Source organism: Streptomyces sp. NPDC090442 (genome assembly GCF_044769405.1).
Taxonomy (GTDB): Bacteria; Actinomycetota; Actinomycetes; order Streptomycetales; family Streptomycetaceae; genus Streptomyces.
The window spans coordinates 1-19,903 of the sequence record NZ_JBIVXW010000075.1; the positions used below are offsets into that span (position 1 = coordinate 1).

A 19,903-nucleotide genomic window follows, 5' to 3' on the forward strand; every position below is an offset into this window, starting at 1 on the left:
CGGTGGGGGGTGTTCAGTCCCCCCCGACCCCCGGCCGGGGTACCCGGTCGGTTACGCGCCGCCGGTGTGGACCTGGAAGGCCGCCCGGCGCACGGCCTTGGCGAGCGCCGGGTCCGGGTGGGCGGCGGCCAGCGCCACCAGCACCTGGACGGTCCGGGGATGGCCGACCGCGCGGACCTCCTCCAGCAGCCGCGGCACCGAGCCCTGGACCGCCGAGTCCAGGTGCCGGACCAGGAGTTGGGTCTCGCCGTGGTCGGCGACGGCCGCCGCGGTGTCCACCCAGAGCCAGGTCGACTCCTCACGGGTGAGGACGTCCGGCGCGGTCTCCGGGTCGCCGCCCTCGTGCTCGACGAGCCAGAGCAGGGCGTAGGGCCGCAGCGCGGGCTCCTCGGCGGCGGCCCGCACGGCCGGTTCGGCGGGCGCGCCGACGGCGCGCAGCGCCTCGAAGGCCAGCCCGCGCAGCAGCGCGTCCTCGCCGCGGGCGACGGCCAGCAGCTCCTCGACGGCGGCGCCGACGGAGCGGGCCGCGAGCCAGGCGCGGTACTCGGCGCGGGCCGGGCCCGGGGTCAGCCGCGCGCAGCCGCGCAGCATCGCCTCCGCGGACTGCTCGATGTGGCCGGCCGGGCTCTGCGCGGCGACGCAGATCTGCTCCAGCTTGACCCACACCGACCAGTTGCCCAGCGGCGTCAACTGCGCCTCCTGGCCGTGGTGTCGACCCTCGCCGGCGCCCTCGGGCGCGCCCTCCGGCGGCACCAGCGCGCCGACCGCGAGCAGTGCGTCCAGCGCCCAGCGCAGCAGCTCGACGAGCGGCGCCCCCGCGGCGTCGCTCGTCGCTCCGCCGGCGTCGGCGCCGTCGGGGGCCGGGTCGGTCCCGTAGGGCACCTCGCAGCGTTCGGTGCGCAGTTCCTCGACGCGCTGGGTGAGCATGTCGAGCAGCACCGGCAGCCGCACCGGGCCGGCGGACAGGTGCAGCAGGGACAGCAGTTGCGGGGCGGCCTCGACGACCTCGGCGACGGCCGTGAGGCCGGCGCCGGCCGGGGCGGGCAGCGCCAGCGACCAGGCGTCGAAGAGCGCGACCCAGCCGCGCAGGGCCGCGGTGTCGTCGCGGTCCCAGGCCCGCAGCCGCCAGCCGGGGCGGGCCAGTCCGTCGTGGAGCTCGATCAGCCCGGCGAGCCGGGCCCGGTCCCAGTCGGCGCGGACCTGGTGGGGCGTCAGCGCCAGCGCCTCGGCGGCGGCGTCGACGGCGGCCTGTGGGAGCGCTCCGTCGGTGCCCGCGCGCAGGCTGCCCGCGCGGTCGGCCCAGTGCGCGAGGCGGGCCGCGCCGGCGAGCACGGCGCGGGCCTGGCGGGCCAGTTCCGCGGGCGGCGGGGTGCCCTCGGGGGGCCGGGGCGCCGGGCGGGTGACCCGGGTGCTCACCGCCTGGCGGGCGGCCGCAATCGGTTGTCGGGGGACGAGTCGGAGCCGGGAGTCGCGCGGTGTACGGGACGTCACAGGAGCAGTCTTGCCGCTGACGGCCCGAAAGCCCAATCGGAACCCGGCTTGCGGTCTTCCGGGCGGGCGCCACCCCGGCTTCCCTTCCCCGAGAGCGGGAGTTGTCCGCCCGTACACCTTCCGGCCCGGCGGAGCGTTCGACAGGGGCCCGCGCGGGTCCCGTGCGCCGCGTCGACCGGCGGTGCGCCGGCGCCGCACCTCAGCGGGGTCGTCACATCAGCGGGGTGAGGAAGCGGCGCAGGGTCTCCTCGTAGCGGTCCGGGGCGACGTTCCACATCGCCGCGTGCGGGGCGTGCGGCACGGGCGCGAGCGTGATCAGCTCCGGGCGGCGGGCGGCGAAGCTCCGGGAGGCGCCCCAGGGGGCGAGGGTGTCCTCGGGGCCGTGGAACAGCAGGACGGGCATGCCGAGTTCGTCGGGGTCGACGGCGTCGGCGGGGCGGTCGACGGGCAGCCCGGTGTGGCCCTCGGCGGCGCGCACGGCGAGCGGGAGCAGGATCCGCGGGATGCGCCGGGCGGCGGCCAGCGCGCGGACGGTGGCGTGCCGGTCGAGGATCGGGGAGTCCAGGACGAGGCCGGAGATCCGGTCCCGCAGCGCGGAGTTGACGGCGGCGCGCAGCGCCATGGTGGCGCCGGCGGACCAGCCGTACAGGACGACCGCGCGGGCGCCGTGCTGGACGGCGTAGCGGATCGCGGCGTCCAGGTCGCGCCATTCGGTGTCGCCGAGGTGGTGCAGTCCGTCGGCGGTGTGCGGGGCGCCGGGGTCGTTGCGGTAGGCGAGGTCGAGGACGGGGAAGTGGTGGCGGTGCAGGAACGGCAGTACCACCATGGGGTGTTCGCGGGTGGTGCCGAGGCCGTGGGCGGTGAGGACCCAGGTGTCGCGGGCGCCGGGCACCAACCACGCGGGCAGCGTGCCCAGTTCGCCCGGGACGTCGACCTCCTCGTACGTCAGGCCGAGGGCGTCGTAGGGGTTGCCGGCGTGCACCTGCGGGGTGAGCCGCATCCGGGTGCCGGGGCGCAACGTGCCGTGGGTGACGCGTTCCAGGCGACGGACGACGGCGTCGGCGGGGTGCGGGGTGCCGTGGACGACGGGGCCGACCACCGCGTGGCAGCCGGCGCCGGTCAGCCCGTAGGTGCCGGGTCTGAGGGAGGCCAGGCTGCGGGTGAGGACGAGGTGATCGCCGGCGGCGGAGTGGACGGTGAGCCGGGAGTCGCCGGGGAAGGGGCGACCGGGCGACGGTTTCAGGGCAACGTCGCCGGCGTACCGCCCGGCGGCCACCGCGGCCGCCCCGGCACCGATCACGGTGGTGGCGGTCACCGCCGCCACGGTTCCCAGTCGCACCACTCCAGTGTGCGCAGCGCCGCCGGAGCCGGCCACCGGGCGGTCAGCACCGGCGGCCGGACCAGCGGCGTTGTGCCGTTGCGGGGCCTCGCGCGGGGTGTCGTGGCGGGTCAGGCGGGGGCGTCGCCGGGCTGGCCGTAGCCGCGCAGCCGCTCCCCCGCGGCGTCGAGCTGGTCGGCCGAGAGCAGGCTGGGGGTGTGTCCGGGCACGGAGACCGCGGTGAGCCAGACCCGGCACATCCACTCCAGTTGGGCGGTGCGGTCCAGCGCCTCGGCGAGGGTGGCGCCGTGGGCGATGGTGCCGTGGTTCTGGAGGAGGGCGGCGCTGCGGTCGCGGAGCGCGGCGGCCATGTGGGCGGCGAGCTCGTCGCTGCCGTAGAGGGCGTAGGGGGCGACCCGGACGGGTCCGCCGAGGGCGGCCGTCATGTAGTGGACGGGCGGGAGTTCGGTGACGAGGGTGGAGACGGCGGTGGCGTGCGGGGCGTGGGTGTGCACGACCGCGGTGGCGGTGGTGTCGCGGTAGACGGCCAGGTGGAGCGGGAGTTCGCTGGTCGGGCGGAGTCTGCCGACGATCTGGCGGCCTTCGAGGTCGACCCCGGTGACGTCGCCGGGGCCGAGCCGGTCGTAGGGGACGCCGCTGGGCGTGACGAGGATCAGGTCCCTGACGCGGACCGAGACGTTGCCGGAGGTGCCGACGACGAGGCCGTCGGCGGCGGTCCGGCGGGCGGTGGCGACGAGCTCGCTCCAGGCGGCGGCGAGGTGGTCCGGGCGGTCCTTCATGGTGTCCTCCGGGGCGGCACTGCGGGACGTGCGGAAACGCGCGGAGGCAGTGCATCACACCGTACGAGCGGGCCGGGGCACGATAGGCCACCGCGCCAGAAGCCCGGTATCCGCCATATGGGGATACCCCCTCTCCTGAGAGGGATTGGCCGGAGAACGACCACCTTGCGTTGGTCATCCCTTAGCGTCGAGTGCACTGCACCCCTCACATGTCATCACCCAGGGGGACCCGTGACTTGTGACCGCTCCACCCCCCGGACCACGCTGGCGACCGCGATAGCCGTGGCGTCACTGGCCGGCACCGCACTCGCCGAACACCCCGCGTGGGCCGCCTCGGACGGCCGGCCGCTGGGGCACGACGTCTCCTCGTACCAGAAGCACATCGACTGGCGGGCGGCCCGCGCGAAGGGCGCGCGGTTCGTCTACGTCAAGGCCACCGAGTCGGACGGCTACCACAACCCCTCGTTCTCCGGGCAGTACCACGGCTCCCGGGCGGCCGGACTCCTGCACGGCGCCTACCACTTCGCGGTGCCCAGCGCCTCGTCGGGCACCCGGCAGGCCCGCTACTTCCTGCGCCACGGCGGCCACGGCAAACGGGACGGCTGGACGCTGCCGCCGGCCCTCGACATCGAGCACAACCCCTACGACGGCAAGCAGCCGTGCTTCGGGCTGAGCAGCCCGGCGCTGGTGCGCTGGATACGGGCGTTCAGCGACGAGGTGCGGCGCGACGCCGGGCGGCGGCCGGTGATCTACACCACGGCCCGCTGGTGGGACCGCTGCACGGGCGGCAGCCGGGCCTTCGGCGGTGACCATCCGCTGTGGCTGGCGGAGTATTCCGGCGCGGCGCGGACGCCCGCCGGCTGGTCGTTCCCGAGCATCCTGCAGTACGCCTCGCGCGGGCCGCTGCCGGGCGATCAGGACCGCTGGAACGGCACACTGACGCAGCTCAAGAAATTTGCCGACGGGTGAGACGGAAGTGACGGCAGGGGCGCCTCCGCGTGAACACTGCGGGGGTGTCACCGCGGCGCCCGGCCGAGTTCACTTTCCGTTCACTCGCCGTCCGTACGTTCTCGAAGACACTGACCATCGAACGGATTGCCTGGGTGAATGGAACACATCACGCTTCTCATCGGGATCGTGATCGTCACGGCCTTGGTGTTCGACTTTACGAACGGCTTCCACGACACGGCCAACGCAATGGCCACCACCATCTCCACCGGGGCCCTGCAACCCAAGATCGCGGTGGGGATGTCGGCGGTACTCAACCTCGTCGGCGCGTTCCTGTCGGTTGAGGTCGCCAAGACCATCTCCGGCGGGATCATCGACGAGAGCGCCGGCATCAGACCGGAAGTGATCTTCGCCGGCCTGGTCGGCGCCATCGTCTGGAACCTCGTCACCTGGCTCGCCGGCCTCCCCTCCAGCTCGTCGCACGCCCTCTTCGGTGGTCTGATCGGCGCGACGCTGGTGTCCGTCGGCACCGGCGGGGTGCACGGCGAGGCCGTCGTGATGAAGGTCCTGATCCCGGCGGTGGCCGCGCCGTTCGTCGCGGGGCTCGCCTCGATGGCGGCGACCCGGCTCACCTACCGGCTGGCCCGCGGCCGCGACGAGGCCGACACCGCCAAGGGCTACCGCGCCGGGCAGATCGCCTCGGCGGCCCTGGTCTCGCTGGCCCACGGCACCAACGACGCGCAGAAGACGATGGGCGTGATCACCCTCGCGCTGATCACCGGCGGGGTCATCGCCCCGCACTCCGACCCGCCGATGTGGGTGATCGCCTCCGCCGGCCTGGCCATCGCGCTCGGCACCTACCTGGGCGGCTGGCGGATCATCCGCACCATGGGCAAGGGCATCACCGACATCCAGCCGCCGCAGGGCTTCGCCGCCCAGACCGGCGCCGCGGCCACCATCCTGGCCTCCTCCCACCTCGGCTTCGCGCTCTCCACCACCCAGGTCTGCTCCGGCGCCGTGATGGGCTCCGGGCTCGGCCGCAAGGGCGGCGTGGTGCGCTGGTCCACGGCCGGCCGGATGGTCGTGGCCTGGGGGCTGACGCTGCCGGCCGCCGGCCTGGTCTCCGCGGGGGCCGCGGTCCTCGCCGACCAGGGCACCTGGGGCATCACGACGGTGGCCGTCCTGGCGCTGGCGATCTGCGGCGGCATCTGGGTCGCCTCCCGGCGCAAGCCGGTCGACCACACCAACGTCAACGAGGGTCCGGCGGTGGAGCCGGCGGGCGTCGTCACCACCGCGCTCCAGGCCGTCTCGCCGCCCCCGGCGGGCCCGGTCGCCCCGGCGGCCTCCGAGGCGGACGCGGCCGCCGTGCCCGCCCAGCGGGACGCCGCCGCCCCCACCCAGCCCGCGACGGCCACCTCCTGACGGCCGGCCGCCGCGACCGAACTGACCCAAGGACCCTAAGGACTACGCAATGCACATCGACTGGGCAGCTCTCGGCCAGGTCTTCGGCGTCACGCTCGTGGTGACGGTGGGAATCGTGGGCCTGTTCACCGTCGGCATCGTGGGCACCTCCCGCAAGCCGGCCGCGGACGGCGACGCGGTGGCCGCCGCGGCACCGGGCGTGGGGTCGCGCGCCGGGGCGCTGGCGGCGTTCGCGCTCTGCGCGCTGGCGGTGGCGTACGGGATCTATCTGATCGTCGCCGCCTGACGGTTGGCCGGCCGCGGGCCGGCAGCAGTGGACGGGGCGTTGGGAGGGCGCGGCACCAGCCGCGGCCGCCGGGCGCCCCGTTGGCGTGTGATGCGGGCGACCACCGGGCTGCCGGTCGCCTGCGAAGCCCCGTTCCGCCGGGCGGCGTTCGGGGCGGGCGGCGCGCGGGATCACGGACCGGGCGCGGTGGGGTGGCGGGCGGGCGCCGGCGGCTGCCCTGTGGTCTTGGACACAGGGCCGGCGGTGGGGCTGCGTCGCAGGTCAAGGGCGAGTTGACGGGCGTCGCGGGGCGTGGTGGACTGCCGGGGCCAATCGGCGACAGCAGAGGAAGTCCGGTGCGAATCCGGCGCGGTCCCGCCACTGTCACCGGGGAGCGCTCCTCCGACGAGGGCCACGGCCCGTACGCCACGTACGGGCGGGAAGGCCGGGGGACGCGCCGATCCGGGAGCCAGGAGACTCTGGTCGCCGTCGCGTCGAGCCAGGGCGAGGACCCTGAGTGAGGACATACCACCATGCCCGGCTGCCCATCGAGAGCCTCATCGCCCGCTGCCGCAGGGCCCGTTCGGTGTCTGACGGCGGTCTGATCCGGTGCGCGGCGAACACGCGGCATACGCGTGCGGCGCGGCCCTCGGCTTCCTCGGTGATCTGATCGCGGCGGATCCGCGGCGCGGCCATCCGGTGGCCGCGTTCGGCCGGGCCGCGGGCGCCCTCGAACGTCGACTGTGGCGCGACCACCGCGGATACGGCGCGGCCCACGCGGTGGTGTGCGCCGGCGGCGCGGCCGCCGGTGCCGCGCTGTTGGAGCGCGCCGTACGCCACCGCCCGGGCGCCCGGGCCGCGTTGACCGCGGCCGCGGTGTGGGCGGTGCTGGGCGGTACCTCGTTGGGCCGGGAGGCGCGCGCCGTGGGCGGCGCGCTGGACGTCGGCGATCTGGACGTGGCGCGGGAGCGGTTGCCGCATCTGTGCGGGCGCGACCCGCAGGCGTTGGACGGGCCGCAGATGGCCCGTGCGGTGGTGGAGTCGGTCGCCGAGAACACCTCGGACGCGGTGGTGGGCGCCCTGGTGTGGGGCGCGCTGGGCGGGGTGCCCGGACTGGTCGCGTTCCGCGCGGTGAACACCCTGGACGCGATGGTGGGTCACAAGTCGCCGCGCTACTGGCGGTTCGGCTGGGCCGCGGCCCGGCTCGACGACGTCGCCGGCCGGCCCGGCTCCCGGCTGACCGCGGCGCTGACGGTCCTCGCCGGGCCGGACCGACGCGGTGCGCTGCGGGCCTGGCGGGCGGACGGCGGGGCCCATCCGAGCCCCAACGCGGGCCCGGTGGAAGCCTCGTTCGCCGGTGCGCTGGGCATCCGGCTGGGCGGCACGCTGGCGTACGGCGGGCGGGTGGAACACCGGCCGGTGCTCAACGGCGGGGCGCGGCCCCCGGAGGTCTCCGACGTGGAACGGGCGGTGCGGCTCTCCCGGCGGGTGAGCGCGCTGGCGCTGGGCGTGACGGTGGCGGGACGGTTGGCGGCGGGTGCCGTGCGGCGCCGCCGGGTGAACGGGAACGGGAGGCTGTCCCGGTGAACGGGCGCGAGAAGACGGCCGGTGGGCTGCTGGTGGCCGGGACGACGTCCGACGCCGGCAAGAGCGTGGTGACGGCCGGCATCTGCCGCTGGTTGGTGCGGCAGGGCATCAGGGTGGCGCCGTTCAAGGCGCAGAACATGTCGCTGAACTCGTTCGTGACCCGGGAGGGCGCGGAGATCGGTCGGGCGCAGGCGATGCAGGCGGCCGCGGCCCGGGTGGAGCCGACCGCGCTGATGAACCCGGTGCTGCTCAAGCCGGGCAGCGACCGCAGCAGCCAGGTGGTGCTGTTGGGGAAGCCGGTGGGCGAGTTGAGTGCGCGGGGCTACCACGAGGGGCGGCAGGAGCAGTTGCTCGGGACCGTGACCGACTGCCTGGCGGAGCTGCGACGCACGCACGACGCGGTGATCTGCGAGGGCGCGGGCAGCCCCGCCGAGATCAACCTGCGCCGCACCGACCTGGTCAACATGGGCCTGGCCCGGGCGGCGCGGATCCCGGTCGTGGTGGTCGGCGACATCGACCGCGGCGGGGTCTTCGCGTCGTTCTTCGGGACCACCGCGCTGCTGTCCGAGGAGGACCAGGCGCTGGTCGCCGGCTACCTCGTCAACAAGTTCCGCGGCGATGTGACGCTGCTGGAGCCGGGGTTGGAGATGCTGCGCGGCCTCACCGGGCGGGCGACCTACGGCGTGCTGCCGTTCGCCCACGGGCTGGGCATCGACGAGGAGGACGGTCTGCACGTCTCGCTGCGCGGGGCCGTGCGGGAGTCGGTGGTGGCGCCGCCGGCGGGCGAGGACATCCTGCGGGTCGCGGTCTGCGCGGTGCCGCTGATGTCCAACTTCACCGACGTGGACGCGCTGGCGGCCGAACCGGGCGTGGTGGTGCGGTTCGTGGACCAGCCGGAGGAGCTCGTCGACGCGGACCTGGTGGTGCTGCCGGGGACCCGCGGCACGGTCCGGGCGCTGGCGTGGCTGCGCGAGCGCGGGCTGGCCGACGCGGTGGCCCGGCGGGCCGCCGAGGGCCGTCCGGTGCTGGGCGTCTGCGGCGGCTACCAGATGCTCGGCGAGCGCATCGAGGACGACGTCGAGTCGCGGGCCGGGGCGGTCGAGGGGCTGGGACTGCTGCCGGTCCGGGTCCGCTTCGCGGTGGAGAAGACCCTCGCGCGGCCGTCCGGCGTGGCGCTGGGTGAGCCGGTGGCGGGGTACGAGATCCACCACGGCGTGGCCCACGTCCTCGGCGGGGACGCGGCGTTCATGTCCGACGGCCGGGGGAACGCCCTGGACGGCTGCCGGGTGGGCGCCGTGTGGGGCACGCACTGGCACGGCTCCCTGGAGAGCGACGGTTTCCGGCGGGCGTTCCTGCGGGAGGTGGCGCGGGCGGCCGGCCGGCGCTTCGTGCCGGCGCCGGACACCCGCTTCGGCGCGCTGCGCGAGGAGCAGTTGGACCGGCTGGGCGACCTGATCGAGGAGCACGCGGACACCAAGGCGCTGCTGCGGCTGATCGAGGAAGGGGTGCCGGAGGGGCTGCCGTTCGTGCCTCCGGGGGCGCCATGAGCACAGGGCACGCGGGGCGGGAACGGCGGGGAACACTTCAGGAGCGCAGCCGGCGAGGCGGAGGACGACAGGCATGACAACGACGCAGAACCCGACCCGGCAGTACCCGTTCACCGCGGTCGTCGGCATGGACGACATGCGGCTGGGGCTCCTGCTGAACGCGATCTCGCCCGCCATCGGCGGGGTGTTGGTGCGGGGCGAGAAGGGCACCGCGAAGTCGACGATGGTGCGCGGGCTGGCGGAGCTGATGCCGGCCGTGGACGTCGTCGCCGGCTGCCGGTTCTCCTGTGCGCCGACCGCACCGGACCCGGGCTGCCCCGACGGGCCGCACGGCGCGGCCGACGCCGACGCGCGGCCGACGCGGATGGTCGAGCTGCCGGTCGGCGCCTCCGAGGACCGCCTGGTCGGCGCGCTGGACATCGAGCGGGCGCTGTCGGAGGGCGTGAAGGCGTTCGAGCCGGGCCTGTTGGCGGACGCGCACCGCGGCGTGCTCTACGTCGACGAAGTCAACCTCCTGCACGACCACTTGGTGGACCTCCTCCTGGACGCCGCCGCCATGGGTGCCTCCTACGTGGAGCGGGAGGGCGTCTCCGTGCGGCACGCCGCGCGGTTCCTGCTCGTCGGGACGATGAACCCCGAAGAGGGCGAGCTACGGCCGCAGTTGCTGGACCGGTTCGGGCTGACCGTGGAGGTCGCCGCGTCCCGGGACCCGGAGCAGCGGGTGGCGGTGGTCCGCCGCCGGCTGGCGTACGACGACGACCCGGAGGGCTTCGCGGCGCGCTGGGCGGCCGAGGAGCTGCGCTTGCGCGAACGGATCGCGCGGGCCCGGGAGTTGCTGCCGTCGGTGGTGCTCGGCGACAAGGCGCTGCGGCAGATCGCGGCGACCTGCGCGGCGTTCGAGGTGGACGGGATGCGGGCGGACATCGTGATGGCCCGCACCGCGAACGCGCTGGCGGCCTGGGCGGGGCGGACCGAGGTGCTGCCGGAGGACGTGCGGCAGGCGGCGCTGCTGGCGCTGCCGCACCGCCGGCGGCGCAATCCGTTCGACGCGCCCGGGCTCGACGAGGACAAGCTGGACGAGGTGTTGGAGGAGTCCGGCGGGACGGACGACGACCCGGAGCCGGAGCCGGAGGGTCCCGACGACGGCCCGGAGGGCCCGGGCGGCGGGCCCGAGGGCGGTCCCGACGGTGGTCCCGGTGGGGTGCCGCCGCAGGAGTCCCGGGAGCGGCCGGGCGACGCGCCGCGGCCCGACGTGCCGCGGCAGCAGGAGCCGGAGCGCCCGGCGCGGCCCGAGGAGTCCGAGCGGGAGCCGGCGGGCGAGCCCGCGGCCGGGCCGGGCGGGGAGCAGGCCGCGGTGGGCGCCGCCGAGCCGTTCCGCACCCGGCGGCTGGACGTGCCGGGGCTGGGCGAGGGCGCGGACGGCCGGCGGTCCCGGGCGCGGACCGCGCACGGCCGGACGACCGGCGCCCGGCGCCCCCAAGGGACCCTGGGCAAGCTGCACTTGACGGCGACGGTGCAGGCCGCGGCGCCGCACCAGTGGGCGCGCGGCCGGCGCGGGCCCGGCCTGGTGGTGCGCCGGGACGACCTGCGGGAGGCGGTGCGCGAGGGGCGCGAGGGCAATCTCGTGCTGTTCGTGGTGGACGCGTCCGGGTCGATGGCGGCGCGGAAGCGGATGGGCGCGGTCAAGGGGGCGGTGCTGTCGCTGCTGCTCGACGCGTACCAGCGGCGCGACAAGATCGGAATGATCACCTTCCGGGGGGCCGGCGCCGAGTTGGCGCTGCCGCCGACGTCGTCGGTGGAGGCGGGCGCGGCCCGGCTGGAGCGGTTGCCGACGGGCGGCCGGACGCCGCTGTCGGAGGGGCTGTTGCGGGCCCACGAGGTGCTGCGGGTGGAGCGGATGCGGGATCCGTCCCGGCGGCCGCTGGTCGTGGTGGTGACCGACGGGCGGGCGACCGGGGGGCCGGAGCCCCTGGGGCGGGCCCACCGGGCGGCGGGGCTGTTGGCCGCCGAGGGGACCGCGTCGGTGGTGGTGGACTGCGAGGCGGGGCCGGTGCGGCTGGGGCTGGCCGGGGAGTTGGCCCGGGAGCTGGGCGGGACCGCCGTCACCCTCGACGAACTGCGCGCGGACAGCGTCTCCGCGCTCGTACGGACCGTGCAGGGCAGGCCCGTCCGCGGCGGCAGCGCCGGCGCGGACCGGGCACGACCGGATCGTCACAACAGGAAGGCCGCGTAATGCCGCAGGGACAGCCGTCCGTCGTACCCGAGGACGGGCTCACCACCCGCCAGCGCCGCAACCGTCCGCTGGTGCTGGTGCACACCGGCGAGGGCAAGGGCAAGTCGACCGCCGCGTTCGGCCTGGCGCTGCGCGCCTGGAACCAGGGCTGGCCGGTCGGGGTGTTCCAGTTCGTGAAGTCGGCGAAGTGGAAGGTCGGCGAGGAGCGGGCGCTGAAGGTGCTCGGCGACTCCGGGGAGGGCGGCACCGTCGCCTGGCACAAGATGGGCGAGGGCTGGTCCTGGGTGCAGCGCGACTCCCAGTTCAGCAACGAGGAGGCGGCCCGGGAGGGTTGGGAGCAGGTCAAGCGGGACCTGGCGGCCGAGACGTACCGGCTGCTGGTGCTGGACGAGTTCGCCTACCCGCTGAAGTGGGGCTGGGTGGATGTCGACGAGGTGGTGTCGGTGCTGCGCGACCGGCCCGGGACCCAGCACGTGGTGATCACCGGGCGGGGCGCGCCGCAGGCGCTGCTGGACGTCGCGGACCTGGTGACGGAGATGACGAAGGTGAAGCACCCGATGGACGCGGGGCAGAAGGGCCAGCGGGGCATCGAATGGTGAGTACGCGATGAGTGGTGGCGTCCCCCGGTTGGTGATCGCGGCGCCGTCGTCCGGCGCCGGGAAGACCACGGTGGCGACCGGTCTGATGGCGGCGTTCGCCGAGGCCGGTCTCGTGGTGTCCCCGCACAAGGTGGGGCCCGACTACATCGATCCGGGCTATCACGCGCTGGCCACGGGCCGGCCCGGCCGCAATCTGGACGCCTACCTGTGCGGTCCGGGCCAGATCGCGCCGCTGTTCCTGCACGGGGCGGCGGGCGCCGACCTGGCCCTGGTCGAGGGCGTGATGGGGCTGTTCGACGGGGCGTCCGGGAGGGGCGAGCTGTCGTCCACGGCGCAGGTGGCGAAGCTGCTGCGGGCGCCGGTGGTGCTGGTGGTGGACGCCTCCTCGCAGTCCCGGTCGGTGGCGGCGCTGGTGCACGGCTTCGCGTCGTGGGACCCGGAGGTCCGGCTGGCCGGGGTGATCCTCAACAAGGTCGGTTCGGACCGCCACGAGGAGCTGCTGCGGGACGCCATGGAGTCCTCCGGGGTGCCGGTGCTCGGGGCGCTGCGCCGCACCGAGCGGGCCGGTACGCCCTCCCGTCACCTGGGGTTGGTGCCGGTCGCCGAGCGGCGGGTCGAAGCGGTCGAGTCGGTGCGGGAGTTGGCCGCGCAGGTGCGCGCGGGGTGCGATCTTCAGGCGCTGCTGGCGCTGGCCCGGAGCGTGCCGGAGCTGCCGGACCGGCCGTGGGACCCGGCGGCGGCGCTGGCGGCCGCCGGCGGGGCCACCGGGTCCGGGCGGCCGGTGGTGGCCGTGGCCGGCGGGCCCGCGTTCACCTTCTCGTACGCCGAGCACGCGGAGCTGCTGACCGCGGCGGGGGCCGAGGTGGCGCCGTTCGACCCGCTGCGGGACGAGCAACTGCCGCCGGGTACCCGGGGGTTGGTGATCGGCGGCGGCTTCCCCGAGGTGTACGCGCCGGAGCTGTCGGCGAACGCGCCGCTGCGGTCGGCGGTGGCGGAGCTGGCGGCGTCGGGGGCGCCGGTCTCGGCCGAGTGCGCCGGACTGCTGTACCTCTCCCGCTCGTTGGACGGGCGGCCGATGTGCGGGGTGCTGCCGGCCGACGGCCGGATGACCGGGCGGCTCACGCTCGGCTACCGGGAGGCGGTGGCCCTGACCGACAACGCGCTGGCGGCGGCCGGGACCCGGGTGCGCGGCCACGAGTTCCACCGGACGGTGCTGGAGCCGGGCGCGGGCGCGTCCCCGGCGTGGGGGGTGACGCACCCCCGGCGCGGCGTGGAGGGCTTCGTGGCGGGCGGGGTGCACGCCTCGTATCTGCATGTGCACTGGGCGGCGGAACCGGCGCTGGCGGGACGGCTGGTGGCGGGCGCGGCGCGGGCGTCGGTGCCGGCCGCGGGCGGTGTCCGGTGAGCGGCGCGGACGCCCCCGGCCGGGAGGCCGGCGCGCCGGCCCTCGACCATCTCGTCTACGCCACCCCGGACCTGGACCGCACGGTGGCGGAGGTCGCCGAACTGACCGGCGTCCGCCCCGTGTTGGGCGGCGGCCACCCGGGGCGGGGCACCCGCAACCACCTGCTGGGGCTGGGCTCCGGCGCGTACCTGGAGATCATCGGCCCGGACCCGGCGCAACCGGAGCCCGCGCGGCCGCGGTGGTTCGGCATCGACGCGCTGGACGGGCCACGGCTGGTGACGTGGGCGGTGCGGGTCACCGGGATCGCCGGGCGGGTGGCGCGGGCCCGGGCTGCCGGCTACGACCCCGGCGACCCGGTGGCGATGTCCCGTCGGACGCCGGACGGCACCGAGTTGGCCTGGCGGTTGACCCCGCCGGGGGCGGGCGGCGGCCTCGCGCCGTTCCTGTTGGACTGGGGCGACACCCCGCACCCGTCCGGGGCCGGACTGCCGGTGCTGCCGTTGCTGTCGCTGTCGGCGACGCATCCGGATCCGGCGGCGGCGCGGGCCGAGTGGGCGGCGCTGGGCGTCCGTTGGCCGGGCGCGCCGCTGATCGAGGGGCCGGTGCGGCTCACCGCCGTGGTGGCCGGGCGGCACGGTCCGGTGGCGTTCGGCCGCGGGACCGCCGCGCGGTGACCGGTGCGCGCGGGGCCGGCCCCGTCGTGGTCGCGGGGGTGGGGGCGCGGCGCGGCGTGGCGGCGGCCGAGGTGGTGGAGCTGATCGGCGCGGCGTTGGCGGCGGCCGGGCGGCGGCCGGCGGCGCTGGCCGGGCTGGCGACGGTGGTCGGCAAGGCGGCCGAGCCCGGACTGCTGGGCGCCGCGCGGCACTTCGGGGTGCCGCTGTGGCCGTTCCCGGCCGCGGCGCTGGCGGCGGTCGGGGTGCCGGCGCCGTCGGGCGTGGTGCGGGCCGCGGTCGGCACGCCGAGCGTCGCGGAGGCGGCGGCACTGCTGGCGGCGGGGCCGGGGGCCGCGCTGGTGGTCGGCAAGCGGGTCTCGGCCGCGGCGACCTGTGCGCTGGCCGCGCCCGCGGACCCGGACAGTTGGGGCGCGGCGTCGCTTACCCCCGGTACGACGGGCGCGGCCGATGCCCCCGCGGCGGCGGTCGATATCGTCGTCCCCTCCTCCGACCCGATCAGCGACCCCCTCGGCCCCTAGGAGACGTTGTGACCTCCCGACCCGCACTGCTCATCGCCGGTCACGGCACCCGGCACGAGGGCGCGGCCGACGCGCTGCGCGCGCTGGTGCGACGGCTCGCCGAGCGCCATCCCGAACTGCCGGTCGCCGGCGGCTTCTTCGGCGCCCCGGCGTCGCCGCTGCCGCTGTCCGGCGCGGTCGACGAACTGGCCGCGCGGGGCGCCACCCGCCTGGTGGTGGTGCCGCTGCTGATGGCGCCCACCGGGGCGCTGACGGAGGGCCTGCCGGACGCGGTGGCGCGGGCGGTCGCCGCCCACCCCGGGCTGCGCTATGCCTGCGGCTCGGAACTGGGTCCCGACCCGCGGCTGTTGGCGGCGCTGGAGCGGCGGCTGGACGAGGCGCTGGGCGGCGGCGCGCGGCGGCCGCAGGACCGGTCCGGCACCACGGTGCTGCTGGTCGGGCGCGGCGCCGCCGATCCGTACGCCAACGCCGAAGTGGCCCGGGCCGCCCGGCTGTTGTGGGAGGGCCGGGGCTTCGCGGGCGTGGAGACCGCGTTCGTCACGCTGGCGGCGCCGGACGTGCCGGCCGGGCTGGAGCGGTGCCGGGTGCTGGCCGCCGCGGGGCCGGACGGGGTCGGGCCGGCCCGGACCGTCGTCCTGCCGTACTTCTTCTTCGCCGGCGACCTGCTGGAGCGGCTGCGGATGCAGACCGAGGGCTGGGCGGCGGCGCACCCGGGAGCCGAGGTGGTCTCCGCCGAACCGATCGGTGCGGCGCCGGAGTTGGCCGAGGTGGTCCTGGCGCGCTATCGGGCGACGGCGGCCGACGAGGCGGCGTTCGACGACCGGGCGGACCGGGGCGTCCGCCCGTCGGCCGGGACCGTCGTGACCGCCGGGGGCCGGGGATGACCGGCCCTGCGCTCTCCGCGCCCGAGGCCGTCGCCGGGCCCGGGGAGGTGGACCTGCGGCACCACGGAGACGCCGAGGTGCGCGGCGCGGACCTCACGGACCTGGCGGTCAATGTCCGCGCGGGCACTCCCCCGGCCTGGCTCAAGGCGCGGATCGCCGCGTCGCTGGACGGGCTGGCCGGGTATCCGGACGGCCGGGCGGCGCGCCGGGCGGTCGCGGACCGGCACGGACTGCCGGTCGAGCGGGTGCTGCTGACGTCCGGCGCCGCGGAGGCGTTCGTGCTGCTGGCGCGGGCGGTCCGGGCGCGCCGGCCGGTGGTGGTGCACCCGCAGTTCACCGAGCCGGAGGCGGCGCTGCGGGACGCCGGGCACGAGGTCGGGCGGGTCCTGCTGACCGAGCGGGACGGCTTCCGGCTGGACCCGGCGGCGGTCCCGGACGACGCGGACCTGGTCGTGGTCGGCAACCCCACCAACCCCACGTCGGTGCTGCACCCGGCGGGCGGGCTGGCCTCGTTGGCGCGGCCCGGGCGGACGCTGGTGGTGGACGAGGCGTTCATGGACGCGGTGCCCGGGGAGCGGGAGTCGCTGGCCGGGCGGGTGGGCGAGCTGCCGGGGCTGGTGGTGCTGCGCAGCCTCACCAAGACCTGGGGGCTGGCGGGGCTGCGGGTCGGCTATGTGCTGGCGGACGCGGCGACCGTCGGGGAGTTGGCGCGGGCGCAGCCGCTGTGGCCGGTCTCCTCGCCGGCGCTGGCCGCCGCCGAGGCGTGCTGCGAGCCAGGCGCGCTGGCCGAGGCGGCCGCGGCGGCCGAGCGGATCGGCACGGACCGGGCCCATCTGCTGGCGCGGCTGGGCCGGTTGCCGGGGGTGGCGGTGGTCGGGCCGGCGGCGGGGCCGTTCGTGCTGGTGCGGCTGCCCGGCGCGGCGGCGGTGCGGGCCGGGCTGCGGGCCCGCGGTTTCGCGGTCCGCCGCGGCGACACCTTCCCCGGACTGGGCCCGGACTGGCTCCGGTTGGCGGTCCGGGACCGGGCGACCACCGACCGGTTCGTGGCCGTCCTGACGGAGGTGCTCGGGGCGGCGCCCGTGTAGCGCGGTCCCCTCGCCGGGGCGGTCGGCCGGGCCACGCCCCGGCGGCCCCGGCGAGGGGCGGGGTGCGCCGCGCGGGCCCACGCGGCGCACCGGCCGTACTCGCGTGCGGCGCCCCCACGGCACCGTTGGCGGGTACGGGATCTGGCGGGATCGCTCAGCCGCGCCCGCCCGGCGTGGCGTTCCGGCGGTGGCGGACGTAGCCGAGCGCCCCGGCGCCGCCGGCGACCAGCAGGGCGGCACCGCCCGCGAGGTACGGAGTGGCGGAGCTGCTGCCGGTCTCGGCGAGGTGCTGCTCGGTGGCCGAACGGGCGCCGCCGGTAGTGGAGTTCACCTGGGTGCCGCCGGTGTGCCCGCCGGTCCCTCCGGCGGTGTCGCCGCCGGTGCCGGGCTGGTGCGGGCGCCCGGGCTGCCCCGGTTTGTCGGGGGTGCCGTGCGGGGCGGTGCAGGTGGCCTGGGCGAGGGTGACCTGGCCGTGGACCTCCGCGACGTTGAGCTTCAACGGGTTGACGGAGACCTTCAGTTGCAGCGCGGTCGCGGCGGCGCTCGTCGAGGTGGTGCTCTTCTGCGAGAGGTCGAGCCGGACCTCACCGACCCCCGGCACCTTGACCTCGGTGGCGCCGCCGGCGCGCAGCGCGACGCGCTTGCCCAACACCACCACGTCGCCAAGGAGTTGGGCCTCGGCCCGCGGGTGCTGCCCGGCGGCGCAGACCGCCCGGGCGGTGACCTGCTGGACCTCGGCCAGCGGGGTGGCCGGGAGGCCGGGCAGCTGGACCCTGGCCCGGACGAGGTGGGCGTAGCCCTCGGCGGTCCGCCCGTCGGCGGTGGCGCGGGCGGTGGCGACGTCGGCCCGCAGCAGGCTGACCGGGCGGCCGCCGTCGATGCCGTCCAGGCGGACGGTGAGCGCGGTCTTGTCGGCCGAGGCCGGAGCGTGGACCTCGTTGAGCTCGGCCCGGACGGGGACGTCCAGGGTCTTGTCGAGCAGCCCGACGTCCAGGGCGGTGCGCAGCACCACGGCGCCCGAAGTGCCATGGGTGCGGCCGTCGTTGTCGGCGGCGTAGGCGGCCGGCGCGGCGGCGAGGACGACGGCGGGACCGGCCGTCAGGACGGCGGCGACCAGGGTGGCGCCGATCCGTCTGGTGGCGCTGGCGGAACTGGTGGACACGTGTGTGGAACCCCCACAGGAGAGATGGCGCCGCCGGCCGCGCCAATGGGGGACATCGCGCGGGCCGACGGCCTCGTCCCGCACATCGTGTACGCACTGAGGGTGAACGGTCAGCCACGCGAGGTCAGTTCACCCCAAAGGGTGGTTTCCGTTTCCCTATTCGATTCCCTTCCTTCCGCCGCCCCCGCCCCGCCGCCTCCTCCCTCACGACAGGCACCACGCGCCCCGGCCGCAACGTGCCACCCCACGGCGGCCGTTGGCTCAGCGCATCAGCACGCCACCGTTGACGTCGTAGGTGGCCCCGGTGACGAAGGTCTGCCGCGAGGCCAGGAAGACGGCGACCCGGGCGACCTCCTCCGGGGTGGCGATCCGGCCCATCGGCACCTGGGCGGTGAGGTCGGCGAGCGCCCCCGGGCCGATCGAGCGGACCATCGGGGTGTCGATCATGGCCGGGGCGACCGCGTTCACCGTGACGCCGTGCGCGGCGAGTTCGGCGGCGAAGACCCGGGTGAGCGCGATCAGCCCGGCCTTGCTGGTGCCGTAGGCGGCGCCGGTGGGCCGGGGCGTCTGGCCGGCGACCGAGGCCACGTTGACGATCCGTCCGTAGCCGCGGTCGCGCATGTCGGCGGCGACCGCGCGGGTCAGCAGGAAGACCGCGCGGAGGTTGACCGCGAAGACCTCGTCCCACTCCTCGGCGGTGATCTCCCACAGCGTCCGGGCGAGCGGCCGGGCGGCGTTGTTGATCAGCACGTCGACGGGTCGCCAGGCGCGGACCTCGTCGTAGGCGGCGGCGATCGCGTCCGGGTCGCGCAGATCGACGCGGAGGGTGCGGATCCGCTCCCCGTCGGGGTCGACCTCCGCGGCGAGGGAGCGGTTCGCCCCGTCGTCGATGTCCAGGGCGGCGACCTGGGCGCCCTCGGCGTGGCAGGCGCGGACCAGGGCGGCGCCGAGACCCTGGGCGCTGCCGGTGATCAGGGCGGTGCGGCCGGCAAGTCCGGTGTCGAGCACGGCGGTTCCCCTCAGACCGTTCCGAAGAACAGCGGACGGCCGACCCGGGCCTCGATGCGCAGGTAGCGGAAGAGCCGCCCGTCGCCGACCGGGGTGTCGCGGACCAGGCCGCAGACCCGGGAGGCGGTGGCCAGGTCGGGGACGTCGGCCAGGATGTAGGAGGTCCAGGGCGCGGCGGCGGCGGCGCCGACCATCAACTGGTCGTCGTCCAGGGTGCCGAGGACCCGGACGCCGAAGCGCTCGCCGAGCCGGTCGAAGGCGGGCCCGAGGGCGGCGGCGACGGCGGCGCGCACGGCGTCGTCGGCGGCGAAGAAGTCCTGCGTCACGCCGATGCAGAAGAGCGTGCGCAGCGGGCCGTCGGCGGACGGGTCCGGGGCGGGTGCGGGAACGGGTGCCGGGTGGGCGGTGGTCATCGGCGGGCCTCGCGGGTGCGTCGGCACGGCGGTGCACGGGCACCGGTGAGCGCCGGCGCGGGCACCGTCCGTGAATAATTAGAGAATCGTCAACGCATTGACGATCACCGACCGTATCACTCGCTTAGAGAGTTCTCGAACAATGTCACGTACGGACCCGGCCGCCCCCGCCGCCGCGGACCCCAGCGCCCTCTCCGCACCGGCCGACCCCGATCAGCCGGAGGCCGCGCGGATCCGCCTCGGGGACCTGCTCCAGGCGTTCAGCGACCCGCTGCGGCGGGGGATCGTGCACCGGCTGGCCACCCAGGGCGAGGCGGGCTGCGGGGACATCGAGCTGCCGGTCAGCCGGGCCACCGGCTCCTACCACTTCCGGATCCTGCGGACGGCGGGCTGGACCCACACCCGCCGGGTCGGCCGCGAGCGCTACCTCTCGCTGCGCCGCGCCGACCTCGAAGCACGCTTCCCCGGCCTGGTGGAGGCCCTGCTGCGGGCCGACGCGACGGAACGGGCCGCGGCGGACGCGCCGCGGGCGGACGCCTGACCG

19 protein-coding genes and 1 riboswitch are annotated in these 19,903 nt (G+C 76.5%); of the genes, 13 read left to right on the forward strand and 6 right to left on the reverse strand.

All coding sequences use genetic code 11. The annotated features are described in order from the left end of the window. Positions 1 to 51: 51 nt before the first annotated feature. The 3 genes from ACIQU6_RS36085 to ACIQU6_RS36095 all read right to left on the reverse strand — a co-directional run bounded on the left by ACIQU6_RS36085 (position 52) and on the right by ACIQU6_RS36095 (position 3,609). Positions 52 to 1,491 carry a hypothetical protein gene (locus ACIQU6_RS36085; RefSeq protein ID WP_403485958.1) on the reverse strand — a complete coding sequence of 480 codons (1,440 nt, stop codon included), beginning with the start codon at positions 1,489 to 1,491 and terminating at the stop codon, positions 52 to 54. Positions 1,492 to 1,702: 211 nt separating this feature from the next. Beyond that, a complete protein-coding gene (locus tag ACIQU6_RS36090; protein WP_403485959.1) occupies positions 1,703 to 2,830 on the reverse strand; it encodes an alpha/beta hydrolase in 1,128 nt (375 codons plus the stop codon). Between the two features lie 110 nt (positions 2,831 to 2,940). Next, positions 2,941 to 3,609 (reverse strand): class II aldolase/adducin family protein, encoded by a 669-nt coding sequence (locus ACIQU6_RS36095; RefSeq protein WP_403485960.1) that lies wholly within the window; start codon positions 3,607 to 3,609, stop codon positions 2,941 to 2,943. A gap of 231 nt (positions 3,610 to 3,840) precedes the next feature. Between ACIQU6_RS36095 and ACIQU6_RS36100 the strand changes: the two genes are divergently transcribed. The 12 genes from ACIQU6_RS36100 (at position 3,841) to cobC (ending at position 16,776) form a co-directional block, all read left to right on the forward strand. Continuing rightward, a complete protein-coding gene (locus tag ACIQU6_RS36100; RefSeq protein ID WP_403485961.1) occupies positions 3,841 to 4,578 on the forward strand; it encodes a GH25 family lysozyme in 738 nt (245 codons plus the stop codon). A 138-nt stretch (positions 4,579 to 4,716) separates the two neighbouring features. Beyond that, complete coding sequence (locus ACIQU6_RS36105; protein ID WP_403485962.1) at positions 4,717 to 5,979, forward strand: anion permease; 1,263 nt, start codon at positions 4,717 to 4,719, stop codon at positions 5,977 to 5,979. Positions 5,980 to 6,028: 49 nt separating this feature from the next. Next, complete coding sequence (locus ACIQU6_RS36110; RefSeq protein ID WP_403485963.1) at positions 6,029 to 6,265, forward strand: hypothetical protein; 237 nt, start codon at positions 6,029 to 6,031, stop codon at positions 6,263 to 6,265. A 323-nt stretch (positions 6,266 to 6,588) separates the two neighbouring features. Next, positions 6,589 to 6,724: riboswitch (cobalamin riboswitch) on the forward strand. Positions 6,725 to 6,853: 129 nt separating this feature from the next. Further along, positions 6,854 to 7,831 carry a cobalamin biosynthesis protein gene (locus tag ACIQU6_RS36115; protein WP_403485964.1) on the forward strand — a complete coding sequence of 326 codons (978 nt, stop codon included), beginning with the start codon at positions 6,854 to 6,856 and terminating at the stop codon, positions 7,829 to 7,831. After that, the gene (locus ACIQU6_RS36120; protein WP_403485965.1) at positions 7,828 to 9,378 is read left to right on the forward strand and encodes a cobyric acid synthase; all 1,551 of its coding nucleotides are present in this window, start codon (positions 7,828 to 7,830) and stop codon (positions 9,376 to 9,378) included. The genes ACIQU6_RS36115 and ACIQU6_RS36120 overlap by 4 nt, the downstream gene beginning before the upstream one ends. A 73-nt stretch (positions 9,379 to 9,451) precedes the next feature. After that, complete coding sequence (locus tag ACIQU6_RS36125; protein WP_403485966.1) at positions 9,452 to 11,611, forward strand: putative cobaltochelatase; 2,160 nt, start codon at positions 9,452 to 9,454, stop codon at positions 11,609 to 11,611. After that, the gene (cobO, locus tag ACIQU6_RS36130; protein ID WP_403485967.1) at positions 11,611 to 12,210 is read left to right on the forward strand and encodes a cob(I)yrinic acid a,c-diamide adenosyltransferase; all 600 of its coding nucleotides are present in this window, start codon (positions 11,611 to 11,613) and stop codon (positions 12,208 to 12,210) included. Before ACIQU6_RS36125 ends, cobO begins: the two co-directional genes overlap by 1 nt. A 7-nt stretch (positions 12,211 to 12,217) precedes the next feature. Continuing rightward, positions 12,218 to 13,615, forward strand: coding sequence for a cobyrinate a,c-diamide synthase (locus tag ACIQU6_RS36135; RefSeq protein ID WP_403485968.1), 1,398 nt, complete (start codon positions 12,218 to 12,220; stop codon positions 13,613 to 13,615). Beyond that, positions 13,612 to 14,289, forward strand: coding sequence for a VOC family protein (locus ACIQU6_RS36140; protein ID WP_403485969.1), 678 nt, complete (start codon positions 13,612 to 13,614; stop codon positions 14,287 to 14,289). Before ACIQU6_RS36135 ends, ACIQU6_RS36140 begins: the two co-directional genes overlap by 4 nt. Then, complete coding sequence (locus ACIQU6_RS36145) at positions 14,286 to 14,807, forward strand: cobalamin biosynthesis protein (RefSeq protein ID WP_403485970.1); 522 nt, start codon at positions 14,286 to 14,288, stop codon at positions 14,805 to 14,807. Before ACIQU6_RS36140 ends, ACIQU6_RS36145 begins: the two co-directional genes overlap by 4 nt. A gap of 8 nt (positions 14,808 to 14,815) precedes the next feature. Continuing rightward, complete coding sequence (locus tag ACIQU6_RS36150) at positions 14,816 to 15,691, forward strand: sirohydrochlorin chelatase (protein WP_403485971.1); 876 nt, start codon at positions 14,816 to 14,818, stop codon at positions 15,689 to 15,691. Beyond that, the gene (cobC, locus tag ACIQU6_RS36155; RefSeq protein ID WP_403485972.1) at positions 15,688 to 16,776 is read left to right on the forward strand and encodes an Rv2231c family pyridoxal phosphate-dependent protein CobC; all 1,089 of its coding nucleotides are present in this window, start codon (positions 15,688 to 15,690) and stop codon (positions 16,774 to 16,776) included. The genes ACIQU6_RS36150 and cobC overlap by 4 nt, the downstream gene beginning before the upstream one ends. Positions 16,777 to 16,930: 154 nt before the next feature. Here cobC and ACIQU6_RS36160 read toward each other — a convergent pair whose 3' ends face one another. From ACIQU6_RS36160 to ACIQU6_RS36170, 3 genes are all read right to left on the reverse strand, one after another. Continuing rightward, complete coding sequence (locus tag ACIQU6_RS36160; protein ID WP_403485973.1) at positions 16,931 to 17,938, reverse strand: SCO1860 family LAETG-anchored protein; 1,008 nt, start codon at positions 17,936 to 17,938, stop codon at positions 16,931 to 16,933. Between the two features lie 261 nt (positions 17,939 to 18,199). Beyond that, a complete protein-coding gene (locus ACIQU6_RS36165) occupies positions 18,200 to 18,946 on the reverse strand; it encodes an SDR family NAD(P)-dependent oxidoreductase (protein WP_403485974.1) in 747 nt (248 codons plus the stop codon). Positions 18,947 to 18,957: 11 nt separating this feature from the next. Continuing rightward, positions 18,958 to 19,359 carry a hypothetical protein gene (locus ACIQU6_RS36170; RefSeq protein ID WP_403485975.1) on the reverse strand — a complete coding sequence of 134 codons (402 nt, stop codon included), beginning with the start codon at positions 19,357 to 19,359 and terminating at the stop codon, positions 18,958 to 18,960. Between the two features lie 142 nt (positions 19,360 to 19,501). On the opposite strand from ACIQU6_RS36170, the gene ACIQU6_RS36175 reads away from it, so the two are divergent. Then, positions 19,502 to 19,900: an ArsR/SmtB family transcription factor gene (locus tag ACIQU6_RS36175; RefSeq protein ID WP_403485976.1), complete on the forward strand. Its 399-nt coding sequence runs from the start codon at positions 19,502 to 19,504 to the stop codon at positions 19,898 to 19,900. The last annotated feature ends 3 nt before the right edge of the window (positions 19,901 to 19,903 follow it).